Here is a 14,012-nt window from a genome sequence, read left to right on the forward strand (position 1 = left end):
CGAGCGCGCTCACCCGACTCGGAAGGTTGGCAACGATGAAATCACGCCTGGCGGCCGTCACCGCGTCCGCGCTCCTGCTCGTCGGCTCGGCGGCCTGCGCCCCACCGGAGAAGGACAGCGGAGGGGAGCAGACGCAGTCCGGGGTCAAGGCCGGCGAGGCCACCTCGGCGGCCGATTTCGGCGGCATGGACGGGCTCATCGAGGCGGCCAAGAAGGAAGGTGAGCTCAACGTCATTGCGCTGCCGCCGGATTGGGCTAACTACGGCACCATCATCTCGACCTTCGAGGACAAGTACGGCATCAAGGTGAACTCGTTGCAGCCCAACGCCTCCAGCCAGGAGGAGATCAACGCGGCCACCCAGCAGAAGGGCAGATCGACCGCGCCCGACGTCTTCGACCTCGGTCAGGCGGTCGCGCTGGCCAACACCTCGATGTTCGCGCCCTATCGGGTCACCACCTTCGACGACGTCCCGGCGGCCTTCAAGGACCGCGAGGGCACCTGGGTCAACGACTACGGCGGCTACATGTCGATCGGGTATGACTCGGCCAAGGTGCCCGAGGTGACCAGCGTCGACGACCTGCTCAAGCCGGAGTTCCGGGGCAAGGTCGCGCTCAACGGCGATCCCACCCAGGCCGGCGCGGCCTACTCCGGGGTGCTGATGGTGGCGCTGTCGCAGGGCGGTTCGGTCGACGACATCGCTCCGGGCGTCGAGTTCTTCCGCAAGCTGAACCAGGCGGGCAACTTCCTGCCGGTCGACCCGACGCCGGCCACCATCGAATCGGGCCAGACGCCGGTGGTGATCGACTGGAACTACCTCAACGCCGCGCAGAGCCAGAAGTTGCCGTCCTGGCGGGTGTTCGTGCCGCCGTAGTACCCCGTCGCGGGCTACTACTACCAGGCGATCAACAAGGACGCCCCGCACCCGGCCGCGGCCCGGCTCTGGCAGGAGTTCCTCTTCAGCGACGAGGGCCAGAACCTGTTCGCCGCCGGCGGGGTCCGGCCCGCGCGCGCCGACAACATGATGACCGACGGCACCCTCGATTCGGCCGCGGCCGCGACCCTGCCCATCATCGACGGACCGGTCACGGTGCCCAGCCCGGAGGAGACCGAGAAGGCGACCGCTTATCTGGCCGAGCACTGGGCCGGCGCGGTCGGCTGACCGTCCCATGCCGGGACCAGCGATGCGCAGGCGATTCGGCGAGGCGCTGCCGCTGTTGCCGTTTCTGGCGATCGTGGTGACGTTTCTTCTCGTCCCGACCGTGACGGTGATCGTCAACGCGTTCTTCGCCGACGGGGCGTTCTCGCTTGGCCAGATCCAGGCGCTGTTCTCGGGGGCGGCGCTGGCGGCGCTGTCCAAGAGCCTGCTGCTGTCGGGTAGCACGGCGATCATCGGCGCGGTGTTCGGCACGGTGCTGGCCTGGTTGATCGCCAGCAGCCCACCCACCTCGATGGTGCGTCGCGGTGTGCTCTCGGTGTGCAGTGTGCTGGCTCAATTCGGCGGCGTGGCGCTGGCTTTCGCGTTTCTGGCGACGGTGGGCCTCAACGGTGTGCTGACGCTGTGGCTGCAGCAGGCGTTCGGCTGGAACCTGGCGGGCTCGGGCTGGCTGTACAGCCTGACCGGGCTGATCCTGGTGTACTCCTACTTCCAGATCCCGTTGATGGTGCTGGTTTTCCTGCCTGCGCTCGACGGGCTGCGGGTGCAGTGGCGGGAAGCGGCGGTCAGCCTCGGCGCAACGCGGTGGCAGTACTTCCGTTGGGTCGCGGTGCCGCTGTTGACGCCCGCGTTCCTCGGCGCGACGCTGTTGTTGTTCGCCAACGCCTTTGCCGCGTACGCGACGGCGGCCGCGCTGGTCAGCCAGGGCAGCCCGATCGTGCCGCTGCTGATCCGGGCGGCGCTGACCAGTGAGGTGGTGCTCGGCCAGTCGGGGTTCGCCTACGCGCTGGCGCTCGAGATGGTGGTGGTCGTGGCGGTGGTGATGGTGGCCTACAACATGCTGGTGCGACGCAGCGCGCGGTGGCTGCGATGAGCCGGACGACGCTGGGCCGCAAGCTCATTCGGGCGCTGCTGTGGCTGCTGTTCGGGACGTTCTTCCTGTTCCCGCTCTACGCGATGGCCGACTTCTCCACCCGCGATCTCGTCGCGGGCGGGCGAACCTTGCGCGCATGGGCCAACCTGATCACCGACGACGCGCTGTACTCGGCGATCGTGATATCCCTGCTGCTGGCGGTGTTCACCGTCACGGCGATGCTGGTGCTGCTGGTGCCGACGATGATCTGGGTGCGGCTACGCGCACCGTGGGCCAAGGGCATGGTGGAATTCCTGTGCCTGTTGCCGTTGACCATCCCGGCGCTGGTGATCGTCGTGGGCCTGCGCAACGTGTATCTGTGGGTGACCTATCTTCTCGGCGAATCCGCCCTGACGCTGACGTTCGTCTACGTCGTGCTGGTGTTGCCGTTCGCCTACCGCGCGCTGGACGCGGCGCTGTCGGCGATCGACCTGCAGACGCTCACCGAGGCCGCCCGGTCGCTGGGTGCCGGGTGGACCGCCACGATCCTTCGCGTCGTGGTGCCGAACATCTGGTCGGGGATCCTGTCCGCGGCGTTCATCTCGATCGCGGTGGTGCTGGGCGAGTACACCATCGCGTCGCTGTCCGGCTTTGAGACGTTGCAGGTGCAGATCGTGGCGATCGGCAAGAACGACGGCCCGACCTCGGTGGCCGCGTCACTGGCCGTGCTCTTGTTGGGTTTCGTTCTGCTGCTCGCGCTTTCGCTGCTGACCCGCGGGCGGCGGCGCGTCGAGGGTGTGCTGCCGTGAGCGTCTCGGTCGACTTCACCGACGTCACCCGCAGCTACGGCGCCGTCAAGGCACTCGACGGTTTCACGCTGCACATCGCACCCGGGGAACTCATCGCCCTGCTGGGGCCCTCGGGCTGCGGCAAGACCACCGCGCTCCGCATCCTGGCCGGCCTGGACGACGCCACGTCGGGTTCCGTTGCCGTCGACGGGCGCGACATCAGCGACGTTCCGGCGAACAAGCGCGACATGGGCATGGTGTTTCAGGCCTATAGCCTGTTCCCGCACCTGACCGTGCTCGACAACGTCGCGTTCGGGCTCACGATGCGCGGAAACTCCAAGAGACAACGGCTTTCTCGGGCCGCCGACATGCTCGACATGGTCGGGTTGGCCGAGCACCGCGACAAGTTCACCAGCGAACTGTCGGGCGGTCAGCAGCAGCGGGTCGCGCTGGCCCGCGCGCTGGCGATCGCGCCGCGCGTGCTGTTGCTCGACGAACCGCTCTCGGCGCTGGACGCCAAGGTGCGTGCCGCGCTGCGCGACGAGATCCGGCGAGTGCAACTCGAGGTCGGCACGACGACGGTGTTCGTCACGCACGATCAGGAGGAGGCGCTGGCCGTCGCCGACCGGGTCGGCGTGATGAGCCAGGGCAGGCTCGAACAACTGGCACCGCCTGCCGAGGTGTACGCCCGCCCGGCGACACCGTTCGTCGCCGAGTTCGTCGGGCTCACCAACAAGGTGCCCGCACAGGTGTCGGGCGGACACGCGCACGTGCTCGGCGTCTCGGTGCCCACCCTGCCGGGCTCGGTGACCTCCGGGCCCGGGCTGGCGATGGTGCGTCCCGAGGCGATCACCGTCGTCGCCGACCCCGCGGGCACGGCGACCGTCACCTCGGTGGCCTTCCTCGGGCCGATCTCGCGGGTATATCTCACGCTGCCCGACGGCCTGGTGCTCAGCGCGCAGATGGCCAGCGCGCAGGCGCGGGCGTTGACGCCCGGTGACGCGGTGAGCATCGGCGTCGAATCCGGCGGGGTGCTGGTGGTGCCCGCCTGATCAGGTCGTGCGGGGCCACATCAAGGCGAGAAGCCGGGCCTCGTCCTCGGGTTCGCCTGCCGCCGAGGCGAACGCCCCCATCGCCGCGCCGACCGCGCTGCGTTCGGCGGGCGTCATCGTGCGAAGCACCCGTTCGATCTCCTCGCGCCGCCGCTGGGTCAGCTTGTCGACCAGCCGCTGCCCGGCCGGGGTCAGCGTCAACGTGATGTTGCGCCGGTCGATGGCCGATTCCCGCCGGTTGAGCAGGCCCGCCTGGATGAGCCGTTCACAGGTTCGGCTGGCATTGGACGGGTTGACCGCCAGCCCGGCGGCGACCGCCCCGAGGTTCAACGGGCCCCGGGTGTGCACCATCACCAGCACCCGCAGCTGCGGCACGGTGACGAGTTCCTCGACACCGGCGAGCGAGGCTGCGACCATGCCGACGATCGCCCGAGACGCCCGCAGCACCTCGTCGACCTGGCCGGCCAACGCGTCCTCGCCGCTGTCGGTCGGGGTGTCGGGTACTGAAGTCATACCGAGGATCCTGCCGACAAGGGTTGCGCCGACGCAACTGGAAGTGGGCAAGATGTGCGGGTGACGATGCTGACCCGAACTGGCGGGAAATGACACGGTCGACTGGCACGATCACCGCGGCGGGCGCAGCAGTGCTGCTGCTGGGGCTCGGGGCGTGCGCCGAACCGGCGCCGCCCACCGGCACGCCGCCTGCGACCAGTTCCGCCGACAGCCGGCCGCTGGGCGCGTCCACCAGCGGTCAGGCCCCCGCTCCGACGCTGACCGTCGACGATGTGCTCCGCGCGCTCAGCCGCGCCGGGTTGCCCGCTCCGCATCCGGTGGACACCACCGCGCAGGAGTGCGGCGCCGCGCAGTGTGAACAGTCCGTGGTCACCGACACGCTGCGGGTCAAGTCGTTCGCGTCCCCGGCGTTGGCGGCACAGTTCGCCGTGCCGCGCGGGCTCAAACACATTGGCCCGGTGACGGTTTCGTTCCCACCGCATATGCCGAAACCCGAGCAGCAGCGGTACTGGTCGGTGATTATCGCGCTGGTGCGCTGAGCTAGACGTCCTTGACCGGTTCGATGCCCAGGTCGCGATAGGTGACCAGCGCGACGAACGGCACCCCGCGCTTGGCGAAGCGGGCCGAGGCGACGTCGCCGCGGTCCACCATCGGGATGACCCCGGTGACGACGGCCCCTGCGGCGGTCACCCGGTCGAACGCGATCTCGGTTGAGCCGCCGGTGCTGATCACGTCGTCGACCAGCAGCACCCGGGTGCCCGGCTGTAGCCGGGTCCCTTCGATCCACTGCTCCCGGCCCCGCTTCTTCTGTTCCTTGCGCACCGAGAACCACGCCTTGCCGGTCACCATCGCCACACCGTGTGCGAGCGGGTCGGCGCCCATCGTCAGCCCGCCCACCGCGTCGAACTCGATGCCGTGGCCGGCGGCCAGGTCGGCGACCGCGCGGCTGACGATCGTGAGCCGTTCGCCGGTGTCGATCGCGTACTTGCCGTCGATGTAATCGTGGCTGAGCTGGCCGCTGGCCAGTTTGAACGGCTCGGCGCGGTGCTCGTAGCCGCGGGTGCGGATGAGGTCGAAAGCCGCTTGCCAGGTGTCGGGGCGCCGGGACATGGGGTGATGGTATTTCAGGGCTGCCGGGCCCGGCGGGCCAGCTCGACGGCGGCCGAACGCAATTCGTCGGCCGAATCGATGGGGGCGGCGTAGCCGACCCGGGTGTAGGCGACCCCCCGGTCGGTGGTGACGCGCAGGTCCAACCCGTAGCGGTCGGCGCCGGTGCAGGTCGCGGCGACGGTGTCGGGGTAGCCGCCCAGCACCTTGGCCATCGCGACCAGCGTGTCGGCGTGGTCGGCGTTGAGGTGAGCGACGGCGCCTGCGGCATGGGGTGCGACGGGATCCGGTTCGGCCGCGGCGTAGGCCTCACCCGTCGCCGAGTCCATCCGCCCGTATCCGCCGACCCAGCGGACCCGGTTGACCCGCAGCACCCACAGCGTGAAGTCGCTGTAGTCGATGTAGTACTTGGCCGACGCGACGGCCGACAGGTGCGCCTGGCGGGCCGCGGCCAGTTCGTCGCCCGTGGGGATCTCGGCGACTCCCGCCAGGGTGACCCTGCCGCTGGCCAGCGGGTCGGGTTCGGCGTCGGGTGCGACGATCGCGATGCTGGCCCTCGGGTCGTGGCCCAGGTTGCGGCCGTGCTCGGCGAGGTTGGAGACACACAGCACCGGAGCGCCGCCGAGCAGCCCGTAGGTCACGAACGACGCCCACGGGTCGCCGTCGACTGTCAGGGTCGCCAGCGTGCCGACGTTGGTGGAGGCGGCGATCGTGCGGGCCTCCTCGGCCGCGGACGGGCGAGCGGCGTTCACCACGTCTGTCAGCGGGGGAGGAACCGAGGGCGCGTCGCCCGGGTCGCCGTGATCACGGAGGGCCACGTCGGCACCTTACCGCCCAACAGGTTCAATCCCGGCGGACTGGGTACGTTTGAACTCGGTATGGATCAGCGCAGCGGTGTCAACGAACACGACCCGTCCGAAGGCAGCCATGTCGAGGAGGGTCCGGACGGCAGGACCGTCGAGCACCCCACCGCCGAGGACTTTGGCCACGCCCGGGTGCTGCCCGAGGACCGCACGTGGTTCAAGCGCGCGGTCTTCTACGAGGTGTTGGTGCGTGCCTTCTACGACTCCAACGCCGACGGCATCGGGGATCTTCGCGGGCTGACCGAACAGCTCGACTATGTGAAGTGGCTTGGCGTGGACTGCCTTTGGCTGCCGCCGTTCTACGACTCGCCGCTGCGCGACGGCGGCTACGACATCCGCGACTTCTACAAGGTGCTTCCCGAGTTCGGCACCGTCGACGACTTCGTCGACCTGCTGGACGCCGCGCACCGCCGCGGCATCCGGGTCATCACCGACCTCGTGATGAACCACACCTCGGACTCGCACGCGTGGTTTCAGGAATCGCGCAGGGATCCCGACGGCCCCTACGGCGACTACTACGTGTGGAGCGACACCAGCGAGAAGTACAAGGACGCCCGGATCATCTTCGTCGACACCGAGGAGTCCAACTGGACGTTCGACCCGGTGCGCAGGCAGTTCTACTGGCACCGGTTCTTCTCGCACCAGCCCGACCTGAACTACGACAACCCGGCCGTGCAGGAGGCGATGCTCGACGTCCTGCGGTTCTGGCTCGACCTCGGCATCGACGGTTTCCGGCTGGACGCGGTGCCTTATCTGTTCGAGCGCGAAAACACCAACTGCGAGAACCTCCCCGAGACGCACGCCTTCCTGAAGCGCTGCCGCAAGGTGATCGACGACGAGTATCCCGGCCGGGTGCTGCTGGCCGAGGCCAATCAATGGCCCGCCGACGTGGTCGAGTACTTCGGCGACCCCGCAACCGGCGGCGACGAGTGCCACATGGCGTTCCACTTCCCGCTGATGCCAAGGATTTTCATGGCGGTGCGGCGCGAATCACGCTTTCCGATCAGCGAGATCCTCGCGCAGACACCCGACATCCCGGAGATGGCGCAGTGGGCCATCTTCCTGCGCAACCACGACGAGCTGACGCTGGAGATGGTCACCGACGAAGAACGCGACTACATGTACACCGAGTACGCCAAGGATCCGCGGATGAAAGCCAACGTCGGCATCCGCCGGCGCCTGGCGCCGTTGCTGGAGAACGACCGCAACCAGATCGAGCTGTTCACCGCGCTGCTGTTGAGCCTGCCGGGCTCGCCGATGCTGTATTACGGCGACGAGATCGGCATGGGCGACATCATCTGGCTCGGCGACCGCGACGGGGTGCGCACCCCGATGCAGTGGACACCGGACCGCAACGCCGGTTTCTCCACCGCCACGCCGGGACGGCTGTATCTGCCGCCGAACCAGGACGCGATCTACGGATACCAGGCGGTCAACGTCGAAGCCCAGCGGGATGTCTCGAACTCGCTGCTGAACTGGACGCGCACCATGCTGGCCGTGCGTCGTCGCCACGAGGCGTTCGCCATCGGCACCTTCCACGAACTCGGCGGCTCGAACCCGTCGGTGCTGACCTATGTCCGGGAGATCAACCGCGATGACGGCACCGACACGGTGCTCTGCGTGAACAACCTGTCTCGGTTTCCGCAGCCCATCGAGCTGAATCTGCAGGCCTACAGTGGGTACACCCCCATCGAGATGACCGGATACGTCGAGTTCCCGTCGATCGGTCAGCTGCCATATCTGCTGACCCTGCCCGGCCATGGGTTCTACTGGTTCTCGTTGCGTGCGCCCGAACCCGAACCGAAAGACCAGCCATGACCCTGCCGTTCGACGAGTGGCTACCGCAGCAACGGTGGTACGCCGGACGCAACCGCGAGTTGGCGTCCGCCGAACCCGCCGTGGTGGTGGCACTGCCCAGCCGTGTCGAGTCGGGCTCCCAGCTGGACCTCGAGCTCATGCTGCTCGAGGTCGCCTACACCGACGGCCCGACCGAGCGATACCAGGTGCTGGTCCACTGGAACGCCAACCCGATCGAGGAGTACGCCGATCAGGCGCGGATCGGCCGCGACGGCGAACGCACCGCGTACGACGCGCTGTACGACCCGGTCGCCGCTCGGGCACTGCTGGCGCTCATCGACAGCTCGGCCACGGTGGGCGATGTGCGGTTCAGCAAGGAGCCCGGCGTCGAGCTGCCGCTGGCGGCGGCGCCGCGGCTGTCGAGCGCCGAACAGAGCAACACCAGCGTGGTGTTCGAAGAGCACGCCATCCTCAAGGTGTTTCGGCGCATCACCCCGGGCGTCAACCCCGACATCGAGCTGAACCGGGTGCTGGCCACCGCGGGCAACCCGCACGTGGCCCGGCTGCTCGGCGCGTACGAAACCCGCTGGGACGGCGAACCGTACGCGCTCGGCATGGTCGCCGAGTTCGCGGCCAACTCCGCCGAGGGCTGGGACATGGCGATGACCAGCACCCGCGACCTGTTCGCCGAAGGCGACCTGTACGCCGACGAGGTCGGCGGCGACTTCGCCGCCGAGTCCTACCGGCTCGGCGAGGCGGTGGCGTCGGTGCACGCGACGCTGGCCGCGGAACTGGGCACGTCGACCGTTCCCTTCCCGACGGACACCATGGTCAAGCGGCTGCGCTCGGCGGCGGAGGCGGTTCCCGAGCTGCAGCAGTACGTGTCGTTGATCGAAGAGCGCTACCACAAGCTCACCGACGAACCCGTCACCGTGCAGCGCATCCACGGCGACCTGCATCTCGGTCAGGTGCTGCGCACCCCGGAACGCTGGTTGCTCATCGACTTCGAGGGGGAGCCCGGCCAGCCGCTCGAGGAGCGCCGCCGCGCCGACTCGCCGCTGCGTGACGTCGCCGGAATCCTGCGATCCTTCGAATACGCCGCCTACCACCGGCTGATGGATCAGACGTCGAGCTCAGGCGCCGAGGACCGGGACCGCCAGCTGGCCGCCCGCGCGCGCGAGTGGGTGGACCGCAACGCCGCGTCGTTCTGCGCCGGGTACGCCGAGGTCGCCGGGGCGGATCCGCGCGAATCGGCGGCGCTGCTCGCCGCCTACGAGCTGGACAAGGCCGTCTACGAAGCCACCTACGAGGTGCGGCATCGCCCGAGCTGGCTTCCGATACCGCTCAAGTCGATCGCCCGGATCGTGGGTTAAGCCAGGCTGCGCATCACGTCGGCGGCCGGCTTGGGCGTCCAGTCCGTGCGGTAGACGCCGTAGTTGTCCTGCGGGTTGGGGCTGCCGGTGGCGCGGTCCCTGGTGGTGTAGATGAACGCGGGCCCGGCGCCGTCGAGCGTGCGCCACGTGACGATGAAGTCGCGGATACGCTCGGCCTGGGTGGCCTCGTCGACCTTCGACGTCGCCTCACCGAACTCCGTGGCCCAGATCTGCTTGCCCCCGTCACCGTTGGCGGCCATCTGCTGGCGCAGCGCGTTGTACAGGCCGCGCGGCGAGTTGGCCTGACCGGTCGAGAACCGGGACGCGGCGTTGTTGGTGAACAGGTACGGGTGAAACGCCAGCGCATCGAAGAAGCCCTTCGCCCCCGCGGCGTACATCCGCTCGACGTAGGTCACCGGGTTCATCGTGACCGAGAAGAAGTTGATGGTCGGGCTGAGCCCGCCCGCGACGACGGTGGCGTTGGGGTCGGCCGCCTTGATCGCCGGATAGGCGGCCTTGAGCAGGTCGGCGAACCGGTCGGGCTGCGGGCCCTGCGGACCCGCCCAGAACTGCACGGCGTTCTGCTCGTTCCACAGCTCGTACGCGGCGATCCGCCCGGCGAAGTGCGACGCCATCGCGCCCGCGAAGGCCCCGTACGCCTCGGCCGCCGCCGGCGGCGCGGCGATGGCGGGCCCGCCGCCGGTGGCCCAACCGGGCGTGGAGTTCAGCAGCGCGACGACGGCGATGCCCCGCGCGTTGGCGGCGTTGACGATGAGGTCGGCCTGGCCCCAGTTCCACTCGCCGGGGTTCGGCTCGATGCCCGCCCACGGCATCATGATGCGCGCGCTGCGCACGCCGGTGTCGACCATCAGATCCAGCTGGCGGTTCACGTCGTCGGGCGACAGGAACCACAGCCACGAGTCAGCAAACCCCAGCGAGGATACGGCCGCCGTCTCGGTGACGGGAATGCTGCGGCTGTGGCCCGAGTCGGGACGGAGCATGTGGGTGAGGCTCGCGGACACCAGCACCACGGCCGCCAGCGCGACGACCGCCTTGAAGAGTTTGCGCACGATTCCCCTATCTCCGGCCCGGTCTTGGTGATGTATCGGGATTGCCCAGCAAAAAGTTAACCAAAACCCCGCCGCCGGGATTCGGGCGGACGACGATGCAGATGCGATTGACGGGCCCGCAGATTTCCGGGCGCGGAGGCAAACTCCTATCTGCGGAGCATGAGGTCGAGAACGCGCTCGCCCAGCGGCGCCGGCACGTCCCGCCTGGACCCCGACCCGTGCAGCAGGCCGACACCGGCGGCGAACAACACCGTCGAGCGCAGGTCGGCCTCGTCCGGTTCGAACCCGTAGTCGATGAACGCCTGCCGCACCGCGCACCGCACGCGCCGGTCGCTGTGCTGAACGCTTGCCAGCACGGACTCGTCGGTCAACGCCCAGATCCGCATCGCGCGTTCGAGCGCCCAGTGCTCGGGCCGCATCAGCGTCCGCAACATCGTGGCCAGCCGCTTCCGTGGATCGGGTTCGGCGCTTTCCTCGAACCGGCGTCGTTGTTCGTCGTGCAGGTCCCCCCAGGCCTGCGCGAGCGAGGCCCGATACTCCCGCATATCGGTGAAATGCCAGTAGAAACTGCCCTTGGTGACCGAGAGCCGATCGCACAGCCGGCCGATGCGCAGCGCGGCCGGTCCCCCCTCCGCCAGAACCGCGAATCCGGCCTGAATCCAGTCGTCGGCCGTCACTCGCCGGCCAGCACCGGTCGGCGCCGTCATGGGGGCAGCATACGCCGCTAATTGACACCAGCGATGATTTTGTTTTGAGGCAACCGCGGCCGCCTGGTAGGCGCCGCCGCCCGTCGGCTCCTACTCCGGCCCGCCCGACCGGAGGCACATGTGATCAAGGCCCGTGCCAGCGCGGCGGCCACGGTTGCTATGAGCGCGACCATACCATACAGGCTGGTATGGAAAGTGAAAGTTCGATCCGGAAGTCCGCTGGCGCGCAACGTTTCTGACGCACGCTTCGGATACGGAGTTTAACCGTGGCGGCAGTGGGGCAACCGGAGGGGCGTGGAGCCCGAGAACCCCGAGAACATGGAATTCGACGCGTCACCCAACGACACCGGCGGGGTCGAGGACACTCTGCGCCCGATGGAGGCGACGGATTCAGACGACGTCCGAAACGAGGACGGCGACGAGGTCGTCGATCCACCGGAGCAGTGGGCCGCCGCCGACCACATCGCTGCCGAGCCCGAAGGTGAGTCGCTCGACGAGAAGTTGGCCGCCGAGCGACCCGAGGACGGCAGCTCCGAGGACGACGGCTCGATCTTCCCCGTGGTCGAGTAACGCCCGCGTCATTCCAGCGGTGCGTGCAGCACCAGCACCGAGCGTGCCTCGACGCTGACCTTCTCACCCGCCGCGACTTCTGACTGCTCGACCTCGCCCTCGGCGGCGGTGTCGATGACCCGAAGCCACGCTGGTGCGAAATTGCTTGGCGGCGCCGCGAACTCGATCGGCTCGTAGTGGGCGTTGAAGCACAGCAGAAACGAGTCGTCGATCACCCGCTGACCGCGCATGTCCAGATAAGGGATGCCGTGGCCGTTGAGGAACACCGCGATCGACTTGGCGAACCCGCTGTCCCAATCCTCGTCGCTCATGTCCGAGCCGTCCGGCGCGAACCAGGCGATGTCGGGTAGCCCCTCGCCGCCCCCGCGGCCGCGCACGGTGTCCCCGGAGAAGAACCGTCGGCGCCGAAACACCGGGTGCGCGGCGCGCAGCGCCGAGACCGTGCGGGTGAACTCCAACAGCTCGGTGTCGGCGTTCGGCCAGTCGATCCACGACAGCTCGTTGTCCTGGCAGTACACGTTGTTGTTGCCCTGCTGGGTGCGGCCGAGCTCGTCGCCGTGGCTGATCATCGGCACGCCCTGCGACAGCAGCAGCGTGGTCAGGAAGTTGCGCTGCTGGCGGGCCCGCAGCGCGTTGACCTCCTGGTCGTCGGTCGAACCCTCGACGCCGCAGTTCCAGGACCGGTTGTGGCTCTCGCCGTCGTTGTTGTCCTCGGCGTTGGCCTCGTTGTGCTTTTCGTTGTAGGACACCAGGTCCCGAAGCGTGAAGCCGTCGTGTGCGGTGACGAAGTTGATGGACGCGACGGGCCTGCGTCCGGTGTGCTCGTAGAGGTCGGACGAGCCGGTCAGCCGATAGGCGAACTCGTCGAGCGTGGCCGGTTCACCGCGCCAGTAGTCGCGGACGGTGTCGCGGTACTTGCCGTTCCACTCGGTCCACTGCGGCGGGAAGTTGCCGACCTGATAGCCGCCCGGCCCGACGTCCCAGGGCTCGGCGATCAGCTTGACCTGGCTGACCGTCGGATCCTGTTGCACGAGTTCGAAGAACGTCGACAGCCGATCCACGTCGTAGAACTCGCGCGCCAGCGTCGAGGCCAGGTCGAACCGGAACCCGTCGACGTGCATCTCGGTGACCCAGTACCGCAGCGAATCCATGATCAGCTGCAACGAATGCGGGTGCCCGACGTTGAGGCTGTTGCCGGTGCCGGTGTAGTCCATGTAGTAGCGCTTGTCGTCCTCCACCAGCCGGTAGTAGGCGGGGTTGTCGATGCCGCGGAAACTGGCCGTCGGCCCCAGGTGGTTGCCCTCGGCGGTGTGGTTGTAGACGACGTCGAGCAGCACCTCGATGCCGGCTTCGTGCAGCGCGCGCACCATCGCCTTGAACTCCTGCACCTGCCCGCCCGGGTTGGGGCTGGAGCTGTACTTGGAGTCGGGGGCGAAGAAGCCGATGGTGTTGTAGCCCCAGTAGTTGGTGAGGCCCCGCTCCAGCAGCGTGGAGTCGTTGGCGAAGTGGTGTACCGGCATCAACTCGAGCGCGGTGACCCCCAGCTCGGTCAGGTGTTCGATGATCGCCGGATGCGCGACGGCGGCATACGTGCCGCGAATCTGCTCGGGGATGTCGGGGTGCGTCTGGGTCAGCCCCTTGACGTGGGCTTCGTAGATCACGCTGTCGGCGTACTCGTAGCCCGGCGAGCGGTCGTTACCCCAGTCGAAGAACGGGTTGATGACGACGGACTTGGGCATGCTGGCCGCCGAGTCGTCGTCGTTGCGGCTGTCGGGGTCGCCGAAGGTGTAGCCGAACAGCGACTGGTTCCAGTCGAAGTTGCCGTCGATGGCCTTGGAGTACGGATCCAGCAGCAGCTTGTTCGGGTTGCAGCGCAGCCCCTCGGCCGGGTCGTAGGGGCCGTGCACCCGGTAGCCGTAGCGTTGCCCCGGCTCGATGTTCGGGATGAAGCCGTGCCAGACGAACTCGTCGACCTCGGGCAGCATCACCCGCGACTCTTCGAGCCGTCCGGCTCCATTGTCGCTGAAGAGGCACAGCTCCACCTTGTCGGCGACCTCGCTGAACAGCCCGAAGTTGGTGCCGGTTCCGTCGTAGGTGGCGCCGAAGGGATATGCCTTACCGGGCCAGACTTCCAAAATTGCACGCTCCAGTGATCAGTTGACGAG

At 68.3% G+C, this 14,012-nt stretch carries 13 protein-coding genes and 1 pseudogene; 8 read left to right on the forward strand and 6 right to left on the reverse strand.

What is annotated here, in order from left to right:
• The first annotated feature begins 35 nt into the window (after positions 1-35).
• From G6N28_RS12365 to G6N28_RS12380, 4 genes and pseudogenes are all read left to right on the forward strand, one after another.
• Positions 36-1,160 (forward strand): annotated as a pseudogene (locus G6N28_RS12365) (ABC transporter substrate-binding protein).
• Between the two features lie 22 nt (positions 1,161-1,182).
• Positions 1,183-2,028, forward strand: a complete 846-nt coding sequence (locus G6N28_RS12370) for an ABC transporter permease (protein ID WP_163900643.1) — start codon at positions 1,183-1,185, stop codon at positions 2,026-2,028.
• Positions 2,025-2,816: an ABC transporter permease gene (locus G6N28_RS12375; protein ID WP_163900644.1), complete on the forward strand. Its 792-nt coding sequence runs from the start codon at positions 2,025-2,027 to the stop codon at positions 2,814-2,816. Before G6N28_RS12370 ends, G6N28_RS12375 begins: the two co-directional genes overlap by 4 nt.
• Positions 2,813-3,847, forward strand: coding sequence for an ABC transporter ATP-binding protein (locus G6N28_RS12380; RefSeq protein WP_163900646.1), 1,035 nt, complete (start codon positions 2,813-2,815; stop codon positions 3,845-3,847). Before G6N28_RS12375 ends, G6N28_RS12380 begins: the two co-directional genes overlap by 4 nt.
• On the opposite strand, the gene G6N28_RS12385 is transcribed toward G6N28_RS12380, so the two are convergent.
• Positions 3,848-4,360, reverse strand: a complete 513-nt coding sequence (locus tag G6N28_RS12385) for a MarR family winged helix-turn-helix transcriptional regulator (RefSeq protein ID WP_163900648.1) — start codon at positions 4,358-4,360, stop codon at positions 3,848-3,850. It abuts the gene before it with no gap.
• A gap of 89 nt (positions 4,361-4,449) precedes the next feature.
• Between G6N28_RS12385 and G6N28_RS12390 the strand changes: the two genes are divergently transcribed.
• Positions 4,450-4,899, forward strand: coding sequence for a hypothetical protein (locus G6N28_RS12390; RefSeq protein WP_163900650.1), 450 nt, complete (start codon positions 4,450-4,452; stop codon positions 4,897-4,899).
• A gap of 1 nt (position 4,900) precedes the next feature.
• Here the strand turns inward: G6N28_RS12390 and pyrE are convergent, their stop codons facing one another.
• On the reverse strand, positions 4,901-5,470 hold the full coding sequence (pyrE, locus tag G6N28_RS12395; protein WP_163900653.1) for an orotate phosphoribosyltransferase: 570 nt from the start codon (positions 5,468-5,470) through the stop codon (positions 4,901-4,903).
• 14 nt (positions 5,471-5,484) lie between these two features.
• Positions 5,485-6,285, reverse strand: coding sequence for a HugZ family pyridoxamine 5'-phosphate oxidase (locus tag G6N28_RS12400; protein ID WP_163900654.1), 801 nt, complete (start codon positions 6,283-6,285; stop codon positions 5,485-5,487).
• Positions 6,286-6,345: 60 nt separating this feature from the next.
• Between G6N28_RS12400 and treS the strand changes: the two genes are divergently transcribed.
• Together treS and G6N28_RS12410 are read left to right on the forward strand one after the other, a co-directional pair.
• Positions 6,346-8,148, forward strand: a complete 1,803-nt coding sequence (gene treS, locus G6N28_RS12405) for a maltose alpha-D-glucosyltransferase (protein ID WP_163900656.1) — start codon at positions 6,346-6,348, stop codon at positions 8,146-8,148.
• Entirely contained in the window at positions 8,145-9,500 is a 1,356-nt protein-coding gene (locus tag G6N28_RS12410; protein ID WP_163900659.1) for a maltokinase N-terminal cap-like domain-containing protein, read from the forward strand. The genes treS and G6N28_RS12410 overlap by 4 nt, the downstream gene beginning before the upstream one ends.
• Here the strand turns inward: G6N28_RS12410 and G6N28_RS12415 are convergent.
• Entirely contained in the window at positions 9,497-10,570 is a 1,074-nt protein-coding gene (locus tag G6N28_RS12415) for a cellulase family glycosylhydrolase (RefSeq protein ID WP_163900661.1), read from the reverse strand. The genes G6N28_RS12410 and G6N28_RS12415 overlap by 4 nt on opposite strands.
• Positions 10,571-10,716: 146 nt before the next feature.
• Positions 10,717-11,277, reverse strand: coding sequence for a TetR/AcrR family transcriptional regulator (locus G6N28_RS12420; protein ID WP_163900663.1), 561 nt, complete (start codon positions 11,275-11,277; stop codon positions 10,717-10,719).
• Between the two features lie 318 nt (positions 11,278-11,595).
• Between G6N28_RS12420 and G6N28_RS12425 the strand changes: the two genes are divergently transcribed.
• Positions 11,596-11,847: a hypothetical protein gene (locus tag G6N28_RS12425; RefSeq protein ID WP_163906174.1), complete on the forward strand. Its 252-nt coding sequence runs from the start codon at positions 11,596-11,598 to the stop codon at positions 11,845-11,847.
• A gap of 8 nt (positions 11,848-11,855) precedes the next feature.
• Here the strand turns inward: G6N28_RS12425 and glgX are convergent, their stop codons facing one another.
• Entirely contained in the window at positions 11,856-13,982 is a 2,127-nt protein-coding gene (gene glgX / locus G6N28_RS12430; RefSeq protein ID WP_163900665.1) for a glycogen debranching protein GlgX, read from the reverse strand.
• Between the last annotated feature and the right edge of the window lie 30 nt (positions 13,983-14,012).

This window comes from Mycolicibacterium pulveris, from assembly GCF_010725725.1.
Classification (GTDB): Bacteria; Actinomycetota; Actinomycetes; order Mycobacteriales; family Mycobacteriaceae; genus Mycobacterium; species Mycobacterium pulveris.